Annotated in this window: 21 protein-coding genes; 11 read left to right on the top strand and 10 right to left on the bottom strand. The window is 73.8% G+C overall.

Annotated features, from left to right (window positions below; all coding sequences use genetic code 11):
* Window positions 1–142 precede the first annotated feature (142 nt).
* The gene (locus tag ACZ6S8_RS33875; protein WP_469461500.1) at window positions 143–1,078 is read left to right on the top strand and encodes a YihY/virulence factor BrkB family protein; all 936 of its coding nucleotides are present in this window, start codon (window positions 143–145) and stop codon (window positions 1,076–1,078) included.
* Window positions 1,079–1,129: 51 nt separating this feature from the next.
* Here ACZ6S8_RS33875 and ACZ6S8_RS33880 read toward each other — a convergent pair whose 3' ends face one another.
* The 3 genes from ACZ6S8_RS33880 to ACZ6S8_RS33890 all read right to left on the bottom strand — a co-directional run bounded on the left by ACZ6S8_RS33880 (window position 1,130) and on the right by ACZ6S8_RS33890 (window position 4,663).
* Window positions 1,130–1,486, bottom strand: a complete 357-nt coding sequence (locus ACZ6S8_RS33880; RefSeq protein WP_469461501.1) for an STAS domain-containing protein — start codon at window positions 1,484–1,486, stop codon at window positions 1,130–1,132.
* A gap of 124 nt (window positions 1,487–1,610) precedes the next feature.
* Window positions 1,611–2,018, bottom strand: a complete 408-nt coding sequence (locus tag ACZ6S8_RS33885; protein WP_469461503.1) for an ATP-binding protein — start codon at window positions 2,016–2,018, stop codon at window positions 1,611–1,613.
* Between the two features lie 104 nt (window positions 2,019–2,122).
* Window positions 2,123–4,663 (bottom strand): SpoIIE family protein phosphatase, encoded by a 2,541-nt coding sequence (locus ACZ6S8_RS33890; protein ID WP_469461505.1) that lies wholly within the window; start codon window positions 4,661–4,663, stop codon window positions 2,123–2,125.
* 323 nt (window positions 4,664–4,986) lie between these two features.
* Between ACZ6S8_RS33890 and ACZ6S8_RS33895 the strand changes: the two genes are divergently transcribed.
* The 4 genes from ACZ6S8_RS33895 (at window position 4,987) to ACZ6S8_RS33910 (ending at window position 6,805) form a co-directional block, all read left to right on the top strand.
* Window positions 4,987–5,409, top strand: a complete 423-nt coding sequence (locus tag ACZ6S8_RS33895; RefSeq protein WP_469461507.1) for a phage holin family protein — start codon at window positions 4,987–4,989, stop codon at window positions 5,407–5,409.
* The gene (locus ACZ6S8_RS33900) at window positions 5,406–5,879 is read left to right on the top strand and encodes a DUF3618 domain-containing protein (RefSeq protein WP_469461508.1); all 474 of its coding nucleotides are present in this window, start codon (window positions 5,406–5,408) and stop codon (window positions 5,877–5,879) included. Before ACZ6S8_RS33895 ends, ACZ6S8_RS33900 begins: the two co-directional genes overlap by 4 nt.
* On the top strand, window positions 5,876–6,142 hold the full coding sequence (locus tag ACZ6S8_RS33905; RefSeq protein ID WP_469461509.1) for a DUF4235 domain-containing protein: 267 nt from the start codon (window positions 5,876–5,878) through the stop codon (window positions 6,140–6,142). The genes ACZ6S8_RS33900 and ACZ6S8_RS33905 overlap by 4 nt, the downstream gene beginning before the upstream one ends.
* 192 nt (window positions 6,143–6,334) lie before the next feature.
* Entirely contained in the window at window positions 6,335–6,805 is a 471-nt protein-coding gene (locus ACZ6S8_RS33910) for a Dps family protein (protein ID WP_469461511.1), read from the top strand.
* Between the two features lie 133 nt (window positions 6,806–6,938).
* Here the strand turns inward: ACZ6S8_RS33910 and ACZ6S8_RS33915 are convergent, their stop codons facing one another.
* Window positions 6,939–8,936 carry a SpoIIE family protein phosphatase gene (locus ACZ6S8_RS33915; RefSeq protein WP_469461513.1) on the bottom strand — a complete coding sequence of 666 codons (1,998 nt, stop codon included), beginning with the start codon at window positions 8,934–8,936 and terminating at the stop codon, window positions 6,939–6,941.
* Between the two features lie 304 nt (window positions 8,937–9,240).
* Between ACZ6S8_RS33915 and ACZ6S8_RS33920 the strand changes: the two genes are divergently transcribed.
* The gene (locus ACZ6S8_RS33920; RefSeq protein WP_469461515.1) at window positions 9,241–9,501 is read left to right on the top strand and encodes a DUF5133 domain-containing protein; all 261 of its coding nucleotides are present in this window, start codon (window positions 9,241–9,243) and stop codon (window positions 9,499–9,501) included.
* Window positions 9,502–9,619: 118 nt separating this feature from the next.
* Entirely contained in the window at window positions 9,620–10,837 is a 1,218-nt protein-coding gene (locus ACZ6S8_RS33925; RefSeq protein WP_469461517.1) for a phospholipase D-like domain-containing protein, read from the top strand.
* Here the strand turns inward: ACZ6S8_RS33925 and ACZ6S8_RS33930 are convergent.
* Window positions 10,828–11,304 (bottom strand): luciferase domain-containing protein, encoded by a 477-nt coding sequence (locus ACZ6S8_RS33930; RefSeq protein ID WP_469461519.1) that lies wholly within the window; start codon window positions 11,302–11,304, stop codon window positions 10,828–10,830. The genes ACZ6S8_RS33925 and ACZ6S8_RS33930 overlap by 10 nt on opposite strands.
* 355 nt (window positions 11,305–11,659) lie before the next feature.
* Here ACZ6S8_RS33930 and ACZ6S8_RS33935 point away from each other — a divergent pair, with 355 nt between their 5' ends.
* The 4 genes from ACZ6S8_RS33935 to ACZ6S8_RS33950 all read left to right on the top strand — a co-directional run bounded on the left by ACZ6S8_RS33935 (window position 11,660) and on the right by ACZ6S8_RS33950 (window position 15,416).
* Window positions 11,660–12,106: an ATP-binding protein gene (locus ACZ6S8_RS33935; RefSeq protein ID WP_469461561.1), complete on the top strand. Its 447-nt coding sequence runs from the start codon at window positions 11,660–11,662 to the stop codon at window positions 12,104–12,106.
* Window positions 12,107–12,525: 419 nt separating this feature from the next.
* On the top strand, window positions 12,526–13,923 hold the full coding sequence (locus tag ACZ6S8_RS33940; protein ID WP_469461521.1) for an amidohydrolase family protein: 1,398 nt from the start codon (window positions 12,526–12,528) through the stop codon (window positions 13,921–13,923).
* 145 nt (window positions 13,924–14,068) lie between these two features.
* Complete coding sequence (gene bla, locus ACZ6S8_RS33945) at window positions 14,069–14,986, top strand: class A beta-lactamase (protein ID WP_469461523.1); 918 nt, start codon at window positions 14,069–14,071, stop codon at window positions 14,984–14,986.
* Between the two features lie 145 nt (window positions 14,987–15,131).
* Window positions 15,132–15,416: a hypothetical protein gene (locus tag ACZ6S8_RS33950; RefSeq protein WP_469461525.1), complete on the top strand. Its 285-nt coding sequence runs from the start codon at window positions 15,132–15,134 to the stop codon at window positions 15,414–15,416.
* A gap of 69 nt (window positions 15,417–15,485) precedes the next feature.
* Here the strand turns inward: ACZ6S8_RS33950 and ACZ6S8_RS33955 are convergent, their stop codons facing one another.
* From ACZ6S8_RS33955 to ACZ6S8_RS33975, 5 genes are read right to left on the bottom strand one after another with little or no spacing between them, the layout of a single operon-like run.
* Entirely contained in the window at window positions 15,486–18,296 is a 2,811-nt protein-coding gene (locus ACZ6S8_RS33955; protein WP_469461527.1) for a DUF5682 family protein, read from the bottom strand.
* Window positions 18,293–19,405 (bottom strand): ATP-binding protein, encoded by a 1,113-nt coding sequence (locus ACZ6S8_RS33960; RefSeq protein WP_469461529.1) that lies wholly within the window; start codon window positions 19,403–19,405, stop codon window positions 18,293–18,295. The genes ACZ6S8_RS33955 and ACZ6S8_RS33960 overlap by 4 nt, the downstream gene beginning before the upstream one ends.
* A gap of 12 nt (window positions 19,406–19,417) precedes the next feature.
* Window positions 19,418–20,872: a vWA domain-containing protein gene (locus tag ACZ6S8_RS33965; RefSeq protein WP_469461531.1), complete on the bottom strand. Its 1,455-nt coding sequence runs from the start codon at window positions 20,870–20,872 to the stop codon at window positions 19,418–19,420.
* Window positions 20,869–22,287 carry a hypothetical protein gene (locus ACZ6S8_RS33970; RefSeq protein WP_469461563.1) on the bottom strand — a complete coding sequence of 473 codons (1,419 nt, stop codon included), beginning with the start codon at window positions 22,285–22,287 and terminating at the stop codon, window positions 20,869–20,871. Before ACZ6S8_RS33970 ends, ACZ6S8_RS33965 begins: the two co-directional genes overlap by 4 nt.
* A complete protein-coding gene (locus ACZ6S8_RS33975; RefSeq protein ID WP_469461532.1) occupies window positions 22,257–22,760 on the bottom strand; it encodes a hypothetical protein in 504 nt (167 codons plus the stop codon). Before ACZ6S8_RS33975 ends, ACZ6S8_RS33970 begins: the two co-directional genes overlap by 31 nt.
* Window positions 22,761–22,796 lie beyond the last annotated feature (36 nt).

The following is a 22,796-nucleotide window of genomic DNA, read 5'->3' on the forward strand; positions in this document are numbered from 1 at the left end:
TAGACGGCTGGCATGTCTCCTCACGCACGCCCCTCGTCCGGGTCCGGAATCTGAGCGCCCGGTGGTCCCACCGTCCTCTCCGCCCCCGTCCCCGCAGCCGTCACCGCGCCCGTCCGGGCGCCGGCGCGCGCGCATCGGCACCGTGCTGCGGGGCACCGTCGTGCGCGGCTGGCACGACAACCTCTCCGACTGCGCGGCGGCCCTGACCTACTACTCGGTGCTGGCCCTCCTGCCGGCGCTGCTGGTGGCCGTCTCCCTGTTCGGCCTGGCCGGTACGCCGACCCGCGAACGGCTCGTGTCCGACCTCACCTCGTACCTGCCGCCGCAGTCCGCCCAGGTGCTCCAGGAGGCCCTGGCCGGCCTGGTCAGTTCACAGAACTCCACCTGGGCCCTGCTCATCAGCGGCGTGCTCAGCGCGCTGTGGTCCGCGTCCAGCTACCTCGCGGTCTTCCGCCGGGCCCTGCACACCATGCACCGCGTGCCCGACGCCCGGCCGCCGCTGCGCACCGCGCACACCATCGTGCTGACCGCCCTGACCCTGCTGGCCCTGCTGCTCGCGGGGGCCGCGCTCCTGCTGCTGTCGGCGCCCGCGGCGCGCAGGCTCTCGCAGCTCCTGGGCCACGACACCAGCGGGGCCTGGGCGGTGGCCCGCTGGCCGGCCCTGCTGCTCGTCGTGACGGCGCTCGTCCTCGTCCTGTTCCGTACGGGACCCAAGCTGAGCCCCGGCCGCACCCGGCGGGGGCTGCCCGGGGGCGTACTGGCCGCGCTGCTGTGGCTCACCGCGTCGTTCCTGTTCACGCTGTACAGCCAGAGCGGGCTCGGCACCTACAGCAGGGTGTACGGGTCGCTCGCGGGGATCGTGGTCTTCCTGATCTGGCTGTGGCTGGGGAACCTGTCCCTGCTCATCGGCGCGCAGTTCAACGCGGAACTCCAGCGCCGGTCCCCCGCGGCCGCCGCACCGGAGCCGGAGCCCCGGCCCGCCGACCCCGCGCGCTCCGCCGGCCCCTGGTCGTCCTGGACGCGGGCGGCGCGGACGCGCGGTACGAAGGCACGCGCGGCGCGGGGCCTGCGGCCCTGACTCCCGCGGGAGGGCGGGTCCGGCCGCGCGGCGGCCGGGCCCCCGCGGCGGTCACCGCCCCGGGCGGGGAGGCAGCACCATGGCGCGCCCCTCGTCGACCGAGGGAGCGGCGGCGAACACCCGGTCGGCTCCGGTCAGTCTGAGGAGTTGCGCGAGGTGCGCGGGCTGGGAGCCCGCCAGCACGACGTCCCGTGCCAGGGTCGCCTGAAGCAGGATCGTCAGGGTGATCGAGTCGGCGAACGACACCCGGGTGACATCGACGACGAAGCGCCGGACGCCTTCGGCCTGCGGGTCCAGGGCCAGGCGCAGCGGACCGGCGTTGTCGAGGTCAAACTCGCCCGCCATCACCACGACGCGCACGCCGTCCTGCTGATCCAGCACATCGACCTGGCAGCGCTCGGCAGTCACCCTGGACTCCCCTCCGTCTACGTTCAGTGCGGCGATGGACTACCCATGGCCTGTACCAACCATGCACGGTGGCTTCCGCGCGCCGGTGGGCGGCCCCCGGCTCGACGGATCCGGCCACGTGCCCTCAGCGCAGGGGCACGAGCACCTCTATGCACTTGCCGCCGCCGGGCAGCGAGGTGATGGCGACGTCCTTGGCGAGCCGGCAGATCAGGGGCCAGCCGAACCCGCCCGGGCCGGCGTACCCCTCCTCCCGGAGGAGGGCCACCGGCATCCGCGGGCTGGCGTCGGCGACCGTGAGCACGAGCCCGTCCGCCTCCAGCCTGACGCCGAACCCGGTGAGGCCACCGCCGTGCCGGATGGCGTTGGTGGCGAGCTCCGACGTCACCAGCAGGATGTCGGTGAGGCCCTCGTCCGTCCCGGCCCGCTCCGGGGGGAGGCTCTCGACCAGCTCCCGGACCCGGGCGCGCGCCTGGGCCACCGTGGCCGGCAGCTCCTGTGAGAGCTCCGGGTGCTGCCGTCCTTCGTACTCCATCGACTCCGCCGTTCCGCCTTCTGCGCCGCGGCCCCCGCGACCCGGCTCGCCCCCGAACCGCGGGCGCTGACAGGGCCCTTCCCCGCGTACCGCGACCGCACCCGTCACACCAGTTGGATTCCGATCAAGCAGGTGTCGTCATCGGTGTCGGACTTGCTGTGGGTGAGGAGCCGGTCGAGGCGCCGCTCCAGGTCGCGCGGGGCGTCCCTGGTACGGACGAGGAACTCCCCCACCGCGTCGTTGACCGACAGGTCCCTGCGTTCCACCAGTCCGTCCGTGAACATGAGAAGGGTATCGTCCCGCTCCAGCCGGATCTCCTGCTCGGTGTAGCCGACGTCGTCGAGGACGCCGAGGAGCAGGCCGTCGGAGAGCGGCAGCGACTCCACGCTCTCGCCGCGGATCAGGACGGGCGGCAGGTGCCCGGCCCGCGCCCAGCGCAGGATCCCGGTCTCGGGGTTGTAGAGGCCGCAGACGGCGGTGGCCGTCACCTGGTCGGTGAGGCGGTGGGCGACCCGGTTGAGCCAGGACAGCAGCTGCCCGGGGCCGGCGCCGGTCACGGCCAGTCCGCGCAGTGCGTTGCGCAGGACGACCATGCCCGTCGCCGCGCCGATGCCGTGCCCGGCGACGTCGCCGACGCACAGCATGACCTCCTTGGAGGGCAGCAGGACCGTGTCGTACCAGTCGCCGCCGACGAGCGCCTCGGACTCCGCCGGCCGGTACCGTACGGCGATCCGCATGCCCGGCACCTCCAGCGGCGCCGGCGCGGGCGGCATGATCGCCTGCTGGAGCTGGAGGGTCAGCCGGACCCGGTCGGCCGACTCGGCCTCCGTGTGCGCGAGCTGGTCGCGGGTCGCGGCCAGCGCGACCTCGGTCCAGTGCTGGGCGGAGATGTCCTGGTAGGCGCCCCGGACGGCGACCAGGCCGTCCTGGCCGTCGAGCACCGGTTCGGCGACCACCCGGATGTGCCGGGTGATGCCGTCGGGCCGCTGGAGGCGGAAGTCGACGGACGCGTCACGCCGGTGGTGCAGCACGGTGCGCAGGAAGCGCCGGATGTCGACCCCGTCGTCGGGGTGGGCGTGGTCGGGCAGTTCCTCCATCGGAACGGGCGGGGCCGCGGCCGAGCGTCCGTAGATGTCGAACAGCTGGCTGTTCCAGGTGACCTTCCCCGCGGTCAGGTTCTCCTCGAACCCGCCGACCCGGCCGAGCCGCTGGGCGTGCTGGAGCAGGCTCGCCAGCCGCGCCGTCTCGTCCTCCGTCCGCCACAGGAGCAGCAGGGCGGCGCCGTGGCGGCTGATGCTGACCTCGGCGACCGCCGGGAGGGCGACCTGTCCGACCAGGGCCGTCAGGGTGGTCCGCTGGTTGCGCAGCGGTTCGCCGGTCGCGTGGACCCGCTCGGCCTTCTCGTACAGGCCGTTGTCCTCGGCGGCCGTGGGGTACGCCTCCAGGAGCAGGGAGCCGCTTATGGCGCCCCGGGGCCGGCCGACGGGGTCGACGAACCGCCCGTTCACGTGGTGGATGCGGAAGTCGGTCAGGTTTCCCTGCGCGTCCAGGGCCGGCGTGAGGACGAGGGCCGGGTCGTTCAGGTTGTCGGCGAGGTCGGTGAGCTCCTCCAGCTCCGGCCAGGCGGCCGGGCCGCCGTGCGTGCGTTCGGGCGCCGGCAGGTCGTGCAGGGTGTGGGAGCACAGCTCGGCGAGGGCTTCCAGCTGGCGCAGGACCTGGGGCGGCTGCGGGGCCAGCGGTTGGGGCCAGCAGACCTCCAGCACGCCGTGGACCCGCCCCCCGGAGCCGGACGGCAGGGCGATCCGGCCCCCGCCGGGCCAGGTGTGGCGCCCCAGTGAGGGGGCGTCCCGGTCGGCGGGGTGGTGCGAGGCCACCGGGCCGCGCTCGGTGAGCGCCAGCCGGGCGAAGGTGCCGACTTCCGGGGGAACGTACCGCCAGCGCGCCGCTTCCGCCTCGGGGAAGCCGGCGTGCCCGGCGAGGACGAGCGACCCGTCGGTTCCGGCGCTCCACACGGCGACGGCCACCGCGCCCAGCGGGTCCAGGGCGTTCTCCAGCAGGGACCGCGCGACGGCCTGGGTGTCGCTCGCGGCCAGGACGCCGCTCTCGGCGGTGCGCAGCCGCACGGAGAGCGGGAGCGCCGCCGGATCCGCCGACGGGGGCTCCTTGGTGCGCTCGGCGAAGTCGGCGGCGAGCTCGCTGACCCGGTCCCGGGAGGCCTGGTTGACGATGTCGGCGGCCAGTTCCAGGCGGGACACCGCCGCTTGGGCGGCGAGGCGGTCCAGTTGCTCCGCCGCGTGGGCGGGGCCGCAGCGCAGCCGTTCGACGAGGATGCCCTTGGCCAGCTCCACCAGGGCCCGCCCGTCGGCGGCGGCATCGGCCTCCCGCACCTCGCGGCGCAGCCGCTCCACCGTGGCCACCAGCCGGCCGACCGCGGAGTCGGGCGCGGCCGCCGGCGCGGAAGGCGGGACGGTCGGCGCGGAGGGCGGGACCGTCGGCGCGGAGGGCGGGACCGTCGGCGCGGAAGGCGGGACCGTCGGCGCGGAAGGCGGGACCGTCGGCGCGGAGGGCGGACCGGGAAGGAGCACGGGCACGGGCACGGGTACGACGGCCTCGGGTTCCTGTGACGGGCTGTACGGGGTGCTCACCCTGTCCCCTTTTCTCGTTGCTCGGGTGCGCCGGGAGCGGACCGCCCCCGGCATCGCCTTGGCGGTGACCTCGATGATCGGGCAGACCCGCGTGGCCGGGCATCCGGCGGATCTCCGCGGTGGCCGTGTACCCGTACATCTCCGACATCATCACGTCCGTCGGGACGAGATCGACGTGCGGGTGCCGGACCGGCACCTCGATGCCGTGCGGCTCCGGGCGGACCGTGCGGGCCGGACCCGGGGCACAAAGCGGGGACCTGCGGCGACTGACCCGCGGCGGCCGGGGTAGGCGCGCCATAACGACAGCACCGGAAGGCAATCTCATGGCGAACCCGTCCATGCACGGCCCCGTCCAGCAGCACGACCGCGAGTCGACCGGCGCACTGGTCGAGCAGGCCGCAGAGCAGCTGACCCGGCTCGTGCGCCAGGAGATGAGCCTGGCGCAGGCGGAGATGCGGGAGAAGGGCAAGCGGGCCGGCCTCGGCGGCGGCCTGTTCGGCGGCGCGGGCGTCGTCGGCGTCCTCGCCCTGCAGGCCCTGCTGGCCGCGGCGATCGCGGCCCTCGCCCTGGTCCTCCCCGTGTGGGCCTCGGCACTGATCGCGGCGGGGGTGCTGACCGCCGTGGCGGCGGTACTCGCGTCGATGGGGAAGAAGCAGATCGGCCGGGCCGTCCCGCCGGCCCCCGAACAGACCATCCGGAGCGTGAAGGCCGACGTGGCCGAGATCAAGGAGAGGGCACACCGATGAGCGAGGACCACGCCGACCGGAAGCACGCCGCACCCGCACCCACCCCGGCGGAACTGCGCGAACAGGTGCGGGAAACCCGCGAGGAGCTGGGCCACACGGTGGAGGCCCTCGCGGCGAAGGCGGACGTCAAGGCACAGGCCAAGGCCAAGGCTGCCGAGGTGAAGTCCCAGATCCGGGACCGGGCCGCGCAGGTGAAGTCCCAGGTGCACGACGCGGCCGCGCACGTGGCGGACGCGACGCACGACAAGACGCCGGGGACCGTACGGGACACGGCGGCGCAGACCAGGGACCAGCTCACCGCGTCGGCCTCGGCGGTGGCGGCCACGGTCCAGCAGCACACGCCCCCGCAGGCCCGTGAGAAGGCCCGGATCGTCGCGACGGTGGCGCGCCGCCACCGCACCGCCCTGATAACGGCCGGCGTCGTGGTCACGCTCGCCGTGCTGCGCCGGGCCCGGAGGAGGAACCGATGAACACGTCGAAGGTCGCCTACAGGCCGGTCGGCCTGGTGCTCGGCATCGCGGGCGGTATGGCGGCCGGTGCCGCGGTCCGGCAGATCTGGAAGGTCGTCGGCAACGACGGCGACGCCCCGGACGCGACCGACGAGGACCGCACGTGGCGGGAGATCCTGCTCGCGGCCGCCATCCAGGGCGCGGTCTTCGCCGTCGTGAAGGCGGCCGTCGACCGGGCGGGCGCCACGGGCGTCCGCCGCCTGACGGGCACCTGGCCGGACTGACCCGGGGGCGGCGCGCCCGCGCCCCGACGGCCCGCCGTGCCCGATGCCCCGCGATGATCTTCGCGGGGCATCCGTTTTAGCCCGAGCAATCCGGGTAAGCGATGTTTCGTCTTGGAAATCCTGTTCCTCAGTGGAACGGCCCGGCCACAGCGCCGGACCCGCCGCCGGGGACCCCGCACATTGGAGAACCTCGTGTCCGTCGTGAAGAGTGCCCTGTCGGATGCCGACCTGAAGACCGTCGGCGAAGCGCTGCAGGGCGCGCTGGTGGATCTCGTCGACCTCGCCCTCGTGGCCAAGCAGGTCCACTGGAACGTCGTCGGCCCCCGCTTCCGGTCCGTCCACCTCCAGCTCGACGAGGTCGTCGCCTCGGCCCGCACCCACTCCGACGTGGTGGCCGAGCGCGCGTCCGCCCTCGGCGTGACCCCGGACGGGCGGGCGGCGACGGTCGCGTCGACGAGCGCCATCGCCGACGTGCCCGAGGGCCTGATCAAGGACGCCGACGCGGTGCGCATCCTGGTGGACGCCCTGGGCGCCGTGATCACCCGCATGCGCGAGCGCATCCAGGCCACCGGCGACCCGGACCCGATCACCGAGGACATCCTGATCGGCCTGACGGGCGACCTCGAGAAGCACGCCTGGATGTTCACCGCCGAAAGCGCCTGACCCCACCGCGAACGATGCCCCGACCGCCTCCGGGCGGCCGGGGCATCCGTGCGTCCGGGAGGCGGTGGGGTATGCGCCGTGCCGGGCGGGCGCGGTGGCGGGGCGCTGTGCGACCGGGCGGGGCTCGATGGCTTCAGGCGGGCCCCGGAAGGTGGGGGCGGCGGACCACGAGGACCGCTCGGTCGTCCTGGTGTCGGGTGGCGCGGGCGCAGCCCATCAGCGCGTCCGCGATCTCGTCCACCGAACCGTGCCGCGTCGCCTCCAGCGTCCGGCAGACCAGGGCCGTGCCGTCGTCGAGGCTCAGGCCGGGGCCCTCCACGAGCCCGTCGGTGAACAGGGCCATCGTGTCGCCCTCCGCCAGGCTGCCCCGGGAGAGCGGGTACCGCGTGCCGTGCAGGACCCCCAGCGGGAGGCCGCCCGGGTTCTCCTCGGCCCGGGCCCCGGCCGGGCCGCACTGGACGGGCGGTACGTGTCCGGCGCGTGCGGACAGGACCCGGCCCCGCGGGTCGAGGAGGAGGTAGAGGCAGGTGGCGAAGCCGGGGGCGCCCATCTGCAGCATCAGCTCGTTGGTGCGCTGCAGGACGCGGTCCGGGGAGGAGTCCTGCCAGGCGTACGCGTGCATGGCCGTCCGCACCTGTCCCATCAGGGCCGCAGCCTGGATGTTGTGGCCCTGGACGTCGCCGATGATGCAGGCGACCGAGCCGTCGGGGAAGGTGATGACGTCGTACCAGTCCCCGCCCACGTCCAGCCCCTCGTGCGCCGGCAGGTAGCGCGCCGCGATCTCCAGGCCGTCGATCGAGGGGAGCGCGGCGGGCAGCATGTCGCGCTGCAGTGCGCCGGCCAGTTCCAGGCGGGCGGTGCTGAGCCGGATCCGCGCCCAGGCCTGGCCCGCGAGTTCCGCCGTCACCCCGAGGAGCGTGCGCTCCGGTTCCGTGACGGGGTGGGGGCGGTCGTAGGTGATGACCCAGCCGCCCAGCGGCCTGCCCGGTTCGGCGGCGAACGGAACCATCAGGAAGGACTGGGCGGTCGTCGCGTCCAGGAGGTGGTGGGCGCACGGCCAGGTGGCGCGGTAGGCCTCGCGCGATTCGATGGCTTCCATGCGGCCGGTACGGATGGCCTGGGCCAGCGGCTTCGGGGCGTCCAGCGGCATGCCGTGCAGGGAGCGGGCCATGGCCGGGTCGATGCCGTCGCCGAAGGTCACGCGCAGCCGTTCGTTCTCGACGAACGCGAGCAGCGTGCCCGTCCCGGAGAACGCGGGCGCCACCTTGTGCAGGATCGCGTCGGTCAGCTCCTCCTCGGTCTTGGCGGAGACGAACGCGGCCGCGAGTTCCCGCACGAGCCTGCTCTGGCGCGAGTGCTCCCGGGCCAGTGACCGGCGGCGTTCCACCGCGAGGGTGGTGTCGGAGGTGGAGCCCACGATCTGGCGCGGCCCGTCGAACCCCAGGCGCAGGATGCCGGACCTGGAGGTCAGCCGGCGGTAGCCGCCCTCGCCGTCGGGGTGGCGGAAGCTGATGTGCGCCGTGTCGGTCTCGCCGCGCCTCAGCGCCCAGAACGCGCGGGTGACCTCGTCCACGTCGTCGGGGTGCAGCTGTTCCAGTACCGCCTGGAGGGGGAGGTCGCCGAAGGTCCGGTGGCGGCTGTGGGACAAGGCGTTGTCGATCCAGCGGAACCGGTCGTGCGTTTCGTCGTACGCCCACACCGACTGCCCGCGCAGCGTGGCCGCCGCGTGCAGCACGGCCCAGTTCTCCCAGCCCGGGCCCGGGGGTTCGGCCAGGTCGACGGCGGCGGTGGTCCGGCCGCTCGCGTCCACGGCCGGGCGGGCCGAGGCCACGCACAGGACCGGTTCCCGCCGCCCCCGCAGGACGAGCGGTCTTCTCGCGACGGGCGGGGCGGCGCCGTGCCCCACCGCGATCGCCTCGGCCGCGTCCGTCAGGAGGCGGACGGCGGAGCCGGCGTGGCCGGCCGGGGCGAGGTCGGCGAAGGTGCCGGACAGGAGCACTTCGGCCTCGACCCCGAGCAGCGCGCACACCCGCGCGTCGGCGTCCAGGATCACGCCTCCCCCGCCCACCCCGTCGGAGAGGTCGACCAGGAGCCGGGCGGTCTGCGGGTGGGCTGCGGGCAGGGAGGGCATCGGGCTGTCCGTCCGGTCGCTCGGGGGGGCACGACCCTCCACTGAAGCGCAGGAGGACGGAGGCGGCCCAGAGGCTCTCGCCCGTACCGGACGGGCCGAAGTGCCGTACGGACCGGGCCGAATTCCCGTACGCCGAGAAGCCCGAGGTCCCGCACTCCCCCCGGGTCCCGGGCCGCGTGCGGGACGTCGACGGGGAGCGGCGGGGCGCGGATCGCGGCCGCGCCGGGGACCGGTCGCGACGGCGCATGCATGCACACGGGGTAACGGGGCAGCTGCGTATCACACTCCGTAGAAAGGCAGTCTCGTGCTGAAGCCCGCCCCCGCCGTCCTTCGTGGCCTGCTGTCCCGATACGCCGACGCACGGATCACGCTGGCCCTCGAGGACTCCCCCGAGGTCCGCCTCGAGTTGGAAAATGTTTCGTTCACGCTGTGCGTGGCAACTGCGACCCGGAACATCAAGGACGCCCTGGCGGCCGCCGACGACATGCTGGCGGCCGCGCCCTGTGCCCCGTCCAAGGCCGCCGCCACTCCGGCGGGCGCGCCGGCCGGTACGGCCGCCGCCTGACCGGTCGGCGGCAGGTCCCGGCCCGCCCCGCTTCCCCGCGGAACGGGCCGGGATCCGTCGCCGTCGGCGTCGGATAGGGTCCTGGGCGGCAACAGACCCGAACCGAGGAGTACGCGGCATGATCGACCAAGAGCAGCAGCTCAGCGGCGTACTGAACCCGCCCGCGGGCAGCCGCACGGCGGACGAGCGGATCCGGCGCATCCGCCGGCGCCTGGAGCGGCTGATCGGCATCGCCGCGACCGAGGGGAACTCCGTACTGCCGCTCCGCAACGGGGACGAGATCTTCGCCGCGATGCTGGACGCGATCGGCTCGGCCCGCCACACGGTCGACATGATGACGTTCGTGTACTGGAGGGGCGACATCGCCCGGCAGTTCGCCGAGGCCCTGACCGACCGGGCCCGCGCCGGTGTCCGGGTGCGGCTGCTGCTGGACGGCTTCGGCAGCCGTCTCATAGAGCAGACCCTGCTGGACGGGATGAAGGACGCGGGCGTCGAGGTCGCGTGGTTCCGCAAGCCGCTCTACCTCTCGCCGCTCAAGCAGAACCACCGCTGTCACCGCAAGGTGCTGGTCGTCGACGAGCGGACCGCCTTCACCGGCGGCGTCGGCATCGCCGAGGAGTGGTGCGGCGACGCGCGCAACCCCGGCGAGTGGCGGGACACGCACGTCGAGGTGCGCGGCCCGGCCGTCGACGGCATCGCCGCGGCCTTCGCCCAGAACTGGGCGGAGTGCCACACCGAGCTGTTCGACGAACGCGACCGGTTCGTCACCCACGAGACCAGCGGCGGCGCCATCGTGCAGGTGGTCCGCGGTTCGGCCAGTTTCGGGTGGCAGGACATGCAGACGCTGATGCGGGTGATCCTGGAATCGGCTGAGGAGCGGGTGCGTCTGGCGACCGCGTACTTCGCCCCCGACACCTACTTCATCGAGCTGCTCTGTGCCACGGCCCGCCGCGGCGTCGAGGTCGAGATCCTGCTGCCCGGGCCGCACACCGACAAGCGCGTGTGCCAGCTGGCCGGTCAGCACCACTACGAGGCGCTGACCGCCTGCGGCGTGAAGATCCACCACTACCAGCCGACCATGATGCACGCCAAGATCGTGACCATGGACGGCGTGGTGTCCCTGATCGGCTCGACGAACTTCAACCGCCGGTCGCTGGACCACGACGAAGAGGTGATGCTCGCCGTGATGGACGCCGAGTTCACGGCGACCCTCGACGCGCACTACGACGAGGACCTCCAGGTGAGCGACCCGATCCGCCCTGGACGCTGGAAGCGCCGCTCGGTGCTCCAGCGCGCCAGGGAGACCGCGGTCCTGCCCATCCGCCGCTACCTGTAGCAGCCCCGCTCGCCCGGTCCGTCGCCCGGGACGCCCGGCACGCCCAGGACCTCGTGGGCGTCCTGGGCGTCCGCGCGCCGGATGATGACGGGCGCGGGGCTTCCCTGCCGCGTACAGGGTGCCCGGCGCCGTCCCCGTACGCCGGGCTCCGCCTCGGCCCGGGTGGCGGCCTGGAGCGCGGCGCTGACGAGGGTGGCCAGCAGGTCGATGTCGGAGTCGATGTCCAGACGTACCGTCACCCACTCCGATCCGGTGCGCAGATGGACCGCGGTGGATCCGGCGAGGGCCGGCTCCAGCTTCGCGATCATCGCGCGGGTCAGATGGACGTCAGCCTCGTGATCGCCGTGGAAGTGGACGATCTCCTGTGAACCGGCGTTGAGGCCGAGTCCAGTGCCGCACGGGGTGCGGCCTTCGCTGAGTGCAGGCCAGCTCATGAGCTGTTCACTGGCGTGCCTGGCAGTGTTCATGACCCGAGCCTGCCCGGACGGGGACCCGCACCACAAGAGCGCTGACTCAATCGCTCCCCCGTACCGCGGAATTCGGCCGCCGCCCCGCGAGACCCCGGCCCCGCAGGGGCGCCGCACGGCCGAGCGGGGTTTCGACCGCGGTCCGGGGGTCACACGCGCAGAGGTAACGGTCCGCGAGGAAGGACTCCACCATGGCAACGATGATCCTGCTGATCGCGCCGATGCTGCTGGCGCTCCTGCTCGTCAAGCGGCGGGGCGCTCAACCCGCCCGCCACCGGGCCGGACGGACCTGAGGAACGCGTGCCGAAAAGGCCGGAACCAGGAAAGTGAGGTGGGTGCCTTGTCGCTCCGTGCGGTGGGCTGGGCCAGGTCGTTCCCCATCTACCGAGGGCCGGGGTCGGCCCGTCGGTGGAGCATGGAGCACCTGGAGGCCCTGAACTGGACCGAGGACGCCCCCGACGTCGTCCATTCCGTCCTGCTGACCGTGTCCGAACTGGTCACCAACGCACACGTCCATGCCCAGAGCAGTGCCCAACTCGTCCTGACCTGGGACGGCGAGTGCCTGCACGTCAGCGTGGCCGACTCCGACCCCGGTCTTCCGGCCGCGGGCGAGGCCGCGGAAGGAGCCGTCTCCGGCCGGGGGCTCGCCATCGTCGACGCCCTCGCCGACCGCTGGGACGCCCACGCCTTCCACGGCGGCAAGACCATCACCGCCTGTTTCCACCCGCCCGGACGGCCGGATCCTCACCGCGACACCGACCCGGCCGAATCCGGCCACCTGCGCCCGCACGCCCCGGGCTGAGCCGGCGGCCGCGGCGGGACTCCGGGCCGGGCACGCGTGAGGCACCGGGTGCACGCGTGAGGCACCGGGTGCACGCGTGAGGCACCGGGTGCACGCGTGAGGCGCCGGGTGCACGCGTGAGGCGCCGGGTGGGCGCCGCGGAGGGCCGCCGGAACCGATCGACTTCCACAAAATGTTGACGCGCATCTATCGCAACGTCGCTCCCCTGCCGCACGCTTCAGCTACCTTCCCCGTTTCGCCCCGACGTCTCGTCGGCGACGGGAAGTGCTGTCCGACGCGTGCTCGTTGGGAGGCAACACCACATGGACCCGTACGGCGAGTGTCCCGCCCCCGCTTCCGCCACAGCCCCCGCTCCCCCTCCCCCTCCGGCCCCGGCTCCGGCCGCCACTCCACCCCCACCCCCACCGGGCCGCCGCAACGTGCTGGCCGGCATCGGACTGGCCGCGGCCACCCCCTTCCTGCTCGGCATTGACCGCGGCGCGGGCGCCGGCCGCACCGCTCCGCGGGCCGAGGGGCCGCCGGGACGGCCCACCGGCCCGGCGACCGTGCTGAGGAACGCCTCGCTCGTGCTCACCATGGACCCCGCGACCGGCCAGGGGCCTCTGGGCACGGTCGAGCACGCGGACGTCCTCATGACGGACGGCCTCGTCACGGCCGTCGGGCGGCGGTTGCCGGCGCCGCCGGGCACGCACGTGATCGATGCCTCCGGAAAGCTCGTCATGCCGGGGTTCGTCGACGTCCACACCCACCTGTGGCAGTCGTCGATGCGCGGCGGCTGCGCGGACCGCGACCTCTTCGGCTGGCTGGCCGACTGCAACCGGACGACGTTCTCGCGGATCGCCCCGGCGGACATGTACCGCTTCGTGCGCCTCGGCGCCCTCGACTCCGTCCAGTCCGGCGTGACGACGCTCGTGGACTGGGTGGACGCCCTCCCCTACGACACGACGGTGCAGTACGTCCGCGCCCTGACCGACACGCGGGTGCGCTTCGCCTACGCCATGTTCCAGGGCGAGCGCGACGCCCCCCTGATCGCCCGCGCCAAGCGCGAGCTGATCGACCCGGTGCCGCTCGCCTCGGCGCAGGTCGCCACGCACGCGGCGCGGCCCCTGCAGGGCCTCAACCGGCTCCACTGGGAGATCGCCCGGGACTTGGGCGTCATGCTCAACAGCCACGTCCTCGAACGCCACGAGCAGCACGCGGACGATCCCGTGCGCGTCCTCACGGACATCGGCGCGCTCGGGCCGCGCCTGTTGATGAACCACGCGATCCACCTGACCGACGACGAGGTGGCCGCCGTCGCCGCGCACGACGTGCGGGTCGCGCACTGCCCGTTGAGCAACATGCGCCTCGCCTCCGGCATCATGCGGCTCCCGGACCTGGCGCGCCGCGGCGTCAAGGTCGGACTGGGCCAGGACGGCGGTACGAACGACACCTCGGACGTCTTCGCGCTGATGAAGGCGGCCATCGGCCTGCAGCGGGCGCGCTCCCTCGACTCTTCGGTGTTCCCGCAGGTCCACGACGTGCTGCGGATCGCGACGATCGGCGGGGCCGAGGCCATCGGCATGGCCGACCGGGTCGGCTCGCTGACGCCGGGCAAGTGCGCCGACGTCATCGTGATCGACCCGGCCGCCCTCAACTTCGCGCCCCGGTTCGACTGGGTGAACCAGGTCGTCTTCAACGGCCGCCCGGAGAACGTCCACGCGGTCTTCGTCGGCGGCCGCCCGCTCAAGCTCGGCGGCCGCCTCGTCGACGTCGAGCCCGGCCGCGTGGTGCGCGAGGCGGAGGCCGCGGCGGCCCGGCTCCGTGACACCGCGTGAACGGATGTCCCGGGTGAGGCGGGTGAGGCGGACAGTGCCGGAGTGAACCGCCGGGACGGTCCGTGCGTCTTGTATCCCATACGTGGTCATACGTACGGGGAGACAGACCGAGGCGGCCGGAAGCGGCCGCAGAGGAGGACGCATCGTGGAAGCAGCAGGAGCACACCCGTCCCGCCGCGCGGTCCTGGCCGCCGGCGCGGGCACCCTGGCCGCCGTCATGGCCTCGGGCGGGACGGCCTTCGCCGCGCCGCCGGGCGGGGAGGGCGTCCTGGACGAGCTGCGGGCGCTGGAGCGCGAACACTCGGCCCGGCTGGGGGTGTTCGCACGGAACACCGGCACCGGACGCACGGTCCTGTACCGCGCCGACGAGACCTTCCCCATGTGCTCGGTGTTCAAGACGCTCGCCGCCGCCGCGGTCCTGCGCGATCTGGACCGCGACGGGGAGTTCCTCGCGCGGCGCATCCGGTACACCGCCCAGGACGTACGGCGCTCCGGGTTCGGCCCCGTCACCGGGAAGGAGGAGAACCTGGCCGGCGGCATGACCGTGGAGCAGCTGTGCGCGGCCGCGATCTGCCAGAGCGACAACGCGGCCGCCAACCTGCTGCTGCGCGAGCTCGGCGGTCCGCGCGCCGTCACCCGCTTCTGCCGTTCGACGGGCGACGGCGTCACCCGGCTCGACCGGTGGGAGCCGGAGCTGAACTCGGCGGAGCCCGGCCGCCTGACGGACACCACCAGCCCCCGCGCCGTCGGCCGGACGTACGAGCGCCTCGCCCTGGGCGACGCGCTCGCGCCGCCGGACCGGGAGCGGCTCACGGGCTGGCTGCTGGCCAACACGACCAGTACGGAGCGGTTCCGCGCGGGCCTGCCGGCGGACTGGGTCCTGGGCGACAAGACGGGCGGCGGCGAGTACGGCACGAACAACGACGTCGGCATCGCCTGGCCGCCGCGCGGGGCGGCGCCGGTCGTCATGGCCGTCCTGACGACCAAGCACGAGCCGAAGGCGGCCGCGGACAACCCGCTGGTCGCCCGGACCGCCACCCTGCTGGCCGCGGCCCTCGCCTGACCGCCGCTCCGGGCGGGGCCGGCGTCCGGCGCCGGGTGTGGGCCGAACGGGGGCTCGTCCCCGGTGCGGACGACCGGGTTGCGCCGATGCCGCCGCCGGTCGCTGAACACTGGTGGACCACTCACCTCACCGGAAGGACCCGGCCATGGCGAACGTGCGGCGCATCGGCGATGTCGAGACGCGGGAGATCGAGGTCTTCGAACTGGAACTGGACGAGGCGGACCGGGCCGCGATGCGCGCCGACCCGGACGCGTACGTCAGGGAGGTGCTCGCCGGGGAGATCAGCCACATCAACGGCGTCGCCGTCGACGTGCACATCCTCGACGAACTCGCCCGCGGTACGGCCGTCTCCGGTGGACCGTACGTCGTGCACCACACGGTCAGCGGACGGTGGGCCTCCCGGGTCGAGATCACCGACCCGAAGCAGTAGCCGCCACGGCCCGCCCGGTGTTCCTGCCGGTGCTCCGGGGGCCCGGAGCACCGGCAGGCGCCCGCCCGGTCAGCCGGCGAGCAGCGCCGCCAGCGCCACGGCCGTGTCCGGGTGGCGGGCGGCCAGGGCCGCGCCGCCCGGGCCGGCGCCGGCCGTGTCCCACTCCCCCTCGCACCCCAGCAGGGACGCCACCGCGTCGCACGCGGCGGGGTGTGCGGCGAGCAGCGCGCTGCCGCGGCGGTCCGTCGCGCGGGACGCCGGTCGCGCGGAGAGCGGCTGCGGGCCGGCGCGCCACGGCGGCACCCACGCGTCCAGGGTCGCGAGCCGGCCGGGGAAGATCCGTCCGGCCTCGCGGATCAGCAGCGGGGCGAGCTCGGCGCCTCCCGAGCGGAGGGTGGAGATCAGGGTCGGCAGCCACGGCAGGAGGACCGGGTCCGGGAGCCGGGCGAAGGCGTTCGACACGGCTTCCACGACGAAGTCGGTGAGTCCCGGTACCGGTTCCAGGGCGTCCACGAAGCCGCTGAGGTAGCGCGGGTAGGCGGGCACCACCATGGGGTTGCCGAGCAGTTGGTCGCACTTCGCGCGGAGGTCCGCGCGGGTGAGGTGCCCGAGGTGGACCTGGGCCGCCCACAGCAGCGCCGTCTTCGACGGGTCCCGCGGGTGCGACTGGGCGACGGCGAGTTCGAGCTGGGTCCGGTCGCTCCCCAGCGACAGCGCGAGGCCCTCCATGCTGAACAGGAAGCCGAGCATCGCCGCCACCTGCCGCACGGTGGCGTCGTCGTCGGTGAACGCCGTGGGCAGCAGGGTGCAGTAGTGCGCGTAGCCGGCTTTGGCGAAGGATTCGATCCACGGCGGCAGCACCGGCTCGCTGGTGCGGTAGTGCGCCAGCAGCCGCCGCACCCGGCGCAGTACCTCGGGTGCGCCGTCGACGCTGCGCTCGGCCGACAGGACCTCCAGGGCTCGGGCGCCCAGCTCGTCCGTGAGGCGGCGGTTGCGCAGGTACAGCGTCGCGTCCTCGACGGCCTCCAGGACGGTCGCCGCGGTGGCCCGCGGTCCGTACGCCGTGCGGCGCAGGCGCTGCTCCAGGACCTGCTCGATGCTGACGCCCTCGTAGCCCAGCTCGATGAGTGCCCGCTGGTGGGTGCCGAGCGCGAGGTCCCAGGACTCCTGGATCGGCCGCTCCCCCAGGCTCCGCTCGCCCATGATCGGCCGCGCGGTGCCGTGCGGCATCAGGTAGCGGAGCATCCACAGGACGTCCGAGCACCGCTCCAGCCCGGGGTTGCCGGCGATGTCCAGGAGCGCGCGCTGCACGCCGCGCTGCTGGAGCTTCAGGTTCAGCGGGGCGAGCCGGTCGTGGACGTCGCGGGCCAGGGGCGGCAGCGCGTCGTAGCCGACCTGGCCGATCCGGTCGCCGCCCATCATGATCTCGACGAGCCGGCGCACGTCGCGCCGGCCCGGCACGGTGTCCTTCTCGATGCAGGTGACGGCCGCGTCCTGGAAGTCGTACGGCGTGGGTCTGGCCCGGTCGCGCATCCCGGCCAGCAGGATCGACGTCTCGAACACGGCGATGGCGTCCGCGGTGGAGGCGAGGTAGCCGCCCCGGCGCGCGGCGCGCACGATCTCCACGGACCAGCCGAGCAGTTCGGCCTCGTCCAGCGGGTCCAGTACGGGCGGCTGCCGCAGGAACCCGGTCAGCTGGTCGGAGGGCGCGGCCGGCGGTGCGGGGACCGCCGCCGCGGCCTTCCTGCGGCCGGCCCTCGGCTTCTTCGCACCCGCTTGTCCGGCCAGCCGGTACGGCTCCGTGCGGGTGCGGGTGACGTTCTTGGCCCACACGGTCGCGGCGATCGACACCGAGCCCGCGGCCAGGCCGAACTGTGCCTCGATCGCGGCGTGGCTGGACGGGATCAGGCCGTACTGCCACGTGGTGGCGGTGCGCGGGCTGATGGTGAAGGTGTCGGCGCCGTCCACCCCGAACTCCGCCACGCGGCTGGCCGCGTGGAAGGCGCCGCAGACGTAGAGGCAGTCGGCCGGATCGGTGCCGGTGGCGGCCAGGTGCTCCCGCATGCGGGTCCACATGTAGCGCTCGCGGTCCTCGTCGACGCCCACCCGGCGGGCGTCGCCGGGTGCCAGCCGCCGGAAGAGGCTGCCGATCAGGAGCATGACCTGCCGGTAGGTGTCGTGGTCGCTGTCGCCGAGGGGCAGCTCGACGTACTGGTGCCACCACTCCGACCAGTGCCGTACGCGGCCGTGGCGCAGCAGGTGCTCCTCCAGCTCGGCGAAGCGCGGTCGCAGGTCGCCCAGCTCCACGCCCACCGCGTCGCCGTGCAGCGCGGCCTCCTCCTCCGCGGGCGGCGCGTCCGGGCCGGGGGCCTGCACGTCGGTGCCGGTGCGGCCGGCGCGCGCGTCCCACTGGAAGACGTGGTCCGAGGAGCGGTCGACGAGGACCAGTTCGACGCCCGGCGTGTCCAGCGCGTAGGCGATGGCCTGGTACTCGGCGGAGGCCTCGGTGATCGGCGCCACCACCGACAGCGGGGACCACTCGGCGGGGAAGCCGTCGATCTCGGCCGCGAACGCCTGGACGGCCACCGGCAGCCTGCAGTTGCGCAGTTCGGTGAGCAGCGGTGCCATGTCCTCGCACAGCTCCAGGTACACGACCTTCGGCTGCTTCTCGCGCAGGCGGCGGGCCATCGCGAGTGCGGAGGCGGGCGAGTGATGACAGACGGGGAAGATCTCCAGCGGCTCGCGCACGGCGCGGTCGACGTCGTCGACGATGCCGAGGAGGATCCCCTCCAGGGCGTCGGGCCCGTCGGCGAACGTCGCGGCGGTCTCCTGCAGCTGCGCGCGGAGCGCCTCGAAGGTCCCCTCGTGCGTGCCGCTCACGACAGGGTGGCGATCGCGTCGCGGCCGCCCTCCAGGAACTCGGGCCAGGAACCGCCCTGTTCCCTGCTGCGCGGTTCGACGACTCCGTGCAGGTACTTGTTGAGGATGGCCAGGTCCTCGGGCTCGCGCCGGACCAGCGACCCCACGAGGGAGGAGGCCAGCGTGCGGGCGGTCAGGGCGCGCTCGCCGAAGAAATTGCCGTGCAGGATGGCGTCCTCCAGCACGCCGATCTGTTCGGCGGTCGACAGCGCGGACTCCAGCTTCTCGTCGTCGCTGCCGGCCGAGGCCGCGGAGGCGCGCAGGTCGGCGAAGCTCTGCAGCAGCACGTCGAGGAGGTTCGGCGGTACGTCGAGTTCCAGCTGGTGGCGGTGGAGCAGTTCCTCGGTGCGGAAGCGGACGATCTCCGCCTCGCTCTTCTTGTTCGTCATCACCGGGATGCGGACGAAGTTGAAGCGGCGCTTGAGCGCCGACGACAGGTCGTTGACGCCCCGGTCACGGCTGTTGGCGGTGGCGATGATCGAGAAGCCGGGCTTGGCGAAGACGATGCTGTCGCTGTCGAGTTCCGGGACCGAGATGTACTTCTCGGACAGGATCGAGATCAGCGCGTCCTGGACGTCGCTGGTGGAGCGGGTCAGTTCCTCGAAGCGGCCGATGGCTCCGGTCTCCATCGCGGTCATGATCGGCGAGGGGATCATCGACTCCCGCGACTGGCCCTTGGCGATGACCATGGACACGTTCCAGGAGTACTTGATGTGGTCCTCGGTGGTACCGGCCGTGCCCTGCACGACCAGGGTCGAGCTGCGGCAGATCGCGGCGGACAGCAGCTCGGCCAGCCAGCTCTTGCCGGTGCCGGGGTCGCCGATGAGCAGCAGGCCGCGGTCGGAGGCCAGGGTGACGATGGAGCGCTCGACGAAGCTCCGGTCGCCGAACCACTTCTGGGAGATCTCGCGGTCCAGGCCGTCGGCCCGTTCGGAGCCCAGGATGAACAGGCGGACCATCTTCGGGGACAGGCGCCAGGAGAAGGGCTTGGGGTGGTCGTCGATCGACTCCAGCCAGTCCAGCTCCTCGGCGTACTTGGTCTCGGCGGGTGCGCGCAGCAGGTCGGACATGTCAGGGCCCTTCTAGGTGAGGAACGTCTTGAGTTCGTGCACGAGCTTGCGGATGTGGCCGGAGAGGACCGGCGTGCCGAGGTCCTTGAACCGCTCCCGGAACCAGGGGTTGACGCTGCCGCGGCCGGAGCTGGTCACCGAGCCGACCGGGATGAACCTCGCTCCGGAGCGGTGGATGGCGGCCATGGCCTCGAACAGCGGCTCGGACCGCCATTCGTAGAAGTCGGAGATCCACACCACCGCGGTGTTGCGGGGTTCGGCGATCTTCGGCTGGGCCAGTGCCATGGCGACCGTGCCGTCGGTGCCGCCGCCGAGGTTGGTGCGCAGCAGCGTTTCGAACGGGTCGTGCACCCACGGCGTGAGGTCGAGCGCCTGCGTGTCGTACGCGATGAGGTGGACGTCCACCTTCGGCAGTCCGGCGAAGATGGACGCGAGGATGGTGCAGTTCACCATCGAGTCGACCATCGATCCCGACTGGTCCACGACGACGATCAGCCGTTGCGGTGTGGTCTTGCGGGCGGTGTGCCGGTAGTAGAGGCGGTCGACGTACAGCCGCTCCTCCTCCGGGCTCCAGTTGACGAGGTTCTTCCAGATCGTGCGGTCGAGGTCGAGGTTGCGGTAGACGCGCTTCGGCGGGACGGAGCGGTCCAGGGCGCCCACCGTCGCCTTCTCGACCTGGGTGCGCAGGACTTCGGCGACCTCGTCGACGAAGCGGCGGATGAGGTCCTTGGCGTTGGCGAGGGCCAGGCCCGAGAGGTTGTCCTTGTCCCGCAGCAGCTGTTCGATCAGCGACATGCTGGGGGTCAGCCGCGCGGCGAGGGCGGGGTCGGCCAGTACCTCGCGCAGGCGCATGCGGGCGACGAGGTCGGCCTCGATGGCGGCGAGTTCCGGGCCGATCTCCGGAACCAGCCGGCCGAGGTCGGGCGTCGTGCCCCGTCCGCCCGTGCCGGTGGGGCCGGCGCCCGCGCCTCCTCCGCCCGCGGCGCTCCCCGCGCCGCGGCCGCCGCGCAGGTCGCCGGGCCGGCAGCCCAGGGCGCGCTCCAGCCAGGCGGCGTCGGACTGCCAGCGCGTCAGCTGTCCCGCGCTGACCGTCCCGGTACCGCGGGCGAAGACGCCCAGCAGCACCTTGGAGACCAGGGCCGCGCGGCGCACCTCGGCGGCCCGGTCGCGCGCCGCTCCGTCATCCTGCGGTTCGGGTGCCATCAGGCCGTCGAACTCGGCCGCCAGCTCCGGGTGGCGCTGCACGACGGAGTCGACGGACGCGTGGGGGTCCAGCAGGGCGGGCGGCAGTCCGATGTCCTCGACGACGGCGAGGCCGGCGGACTCCAGTGCGGCCTGCTCCTCCGGGTCGAAGAGGCGGGCCAGGAGGCGCCAGTACAGGACCTGGCGGCGGTTCTCGTCGGGGTCCGGCCCGGGGGCCGCCGAGGGGGCGGGTCCGGCCGGCCGTTCGTCCGTGTGCTCGGTCATTTCCGCAACAGCCTTCCGGCGCGCTCCCGCAGGACGGCCACGGCGTCGGTCGCGGCCTTCTCGGCCTTGACGCCCGCCTTGTCGGCCGTGCCCCCGGCCCATCCCCCGGCGTGTACCGCGACGGGCTTCTTCCGTACGGTCGTCTCGACGGCCAGGGGCTGGAGCCGGTGGACGCCCGCGTCCCAGCGGAGCAGTCCGATGCAGGCCCCGGAGGCGGCAACGGTCTGCGGCGTCAGCGGTCCGGCGGCCGGAATGCGGTCGGTGTCGACGGCGAGCGGGTGTCCGGCGACGGTGAACGTGAGGGCGCCGTCCTCCTCGCGGGCGGTGTAGCCGTCCAGGAACACGGGCACGGCGATGCGCGCAGGGTGCCGGTCCAGGGGAGCGGTCGCGGTGCCCGTGGCGGTGGGCAGGACGACGCGGGCGGTGGCGAAGGCGTCGGCGGGGCCGCCCGTGCGGGCGTGGGCGTCGCTCCAGAGCAGGTCGCCCTCGGCGGTGACGGGCATGTCGGCGAGGTCCATCGAGCGCCCCTCGCCGACGGCCGCGAGGAGCGACAGGTGCGGGCGGAGCAGCTGCCACAGGCCCGCGCCGACGACCGTGTCGGGCTTCGGCGCCGAGACGCCGGCGCGCACGAGGCGGGGCGGCCCGCCGTCGGAGGGCTCCAACACCGCGTGGACCTGGGCCTGTACGGCGGTCGCGTGTTCCTGTACGTCGACGCCGAGGGGCAGGAGACGGCCGCTCACCGTACCGGTGGCGGGGGTGGCGGCCGCTCCGGGCAGGGTCAGCAGCGTCGCGCGGGACCACAGGTCGGCCCAGCGGCGTGCCGGGACGCGTTCGAGGGTCGCGCCCGGGCAGGACGCGGCGAGTTCGGCGGCGAAGCCGTCCAGCAGGGTGGCCAGACGGCGCAGGTCCGGGTCGGGGAGCATGGCGGACACGATCCGCGCCGATCCGGAGACCAGGTCGTGGTCGATGCCCTGCCAGCCGGAGCGGGCCAGGTCGGACAGCCAGGACCGGGCGGCGGAGAGCAGGTTCGCCGCCTGCGCGGTGCCGGGCGCCGGGACGGCTCCGTCGCCGCGGGGGCGGCCCAGTGCCTCTTCGATGCGGGCCGTCAGGGCGTCGTGGACGGAGCCGAGCAGGGCGGTTCGGGCCGCGGCGAGGACCGTGAAGTGGTCTTCGTCCGCGACTCCGGCAGCGGCCTTGCCGGCCGCCTCGCCGACCGTGGCGGCCAGCGGCGTGCCCGCGACGGCGTCGGCGAGTTCCGCCAGTCCGGCGGCCTGGGCGGGCTGGGGGCGGAGCAGTCCGGGCACCAGGGTCCGGTCGAAGGCGTCGACGGCCGCCAGGGCCTCGTCGAGGCCGTCCACGGGTTCGACGAGCAGGTCGGCGCGCATCATGCCACCGCCCTGGTCGGCGGGAACCAGTGCATCTCCGGCAACGGCGCCGTCGTCGGGGCGAGTTCCAGGTAGGCGAGGTGGCGCAGGAACCGGCTGAAGACGGGGGCGGCGGCCTGCGCGTCCCCCTGCGGCGGCCGCGCGGCGCCCATCGCGGCGGTGATGGTCTGCGCGCTCTCCTCCCCGCCCGCGGTCTCGGCCCTGAGGTAGCGGGCGACGCGCTCGGCACCGTACTGGAGTGCCGCCTCGCCGATCAGGGCGCGGATGTGGTTGCAGAACGAACCCCTCGCGCCTCCGCAGGGCCGGTTGTTGTTGGTGCTGCAGGCGAACGCGTACGTGCCGGCCGCGACGGACGAGACGTAGACCCGCTCGATGTCGGAGCCGCTCGACACCACGCCCTGCAGGCGTCCGTCGGCCAGCTCGACGAACGGGACCTTGGCGAGCTTGCGCGGCCGTGCGGGTGCGATCACCCGTGCCGTGCTCGACCTCTCCCAATCTGACAACGCGCCATCTCCTCTGCACCGGGGGGCGTCCACGCC

Source organism: Streptomyces sp. NPDC048461 (genome assembly GCF_055587105.1).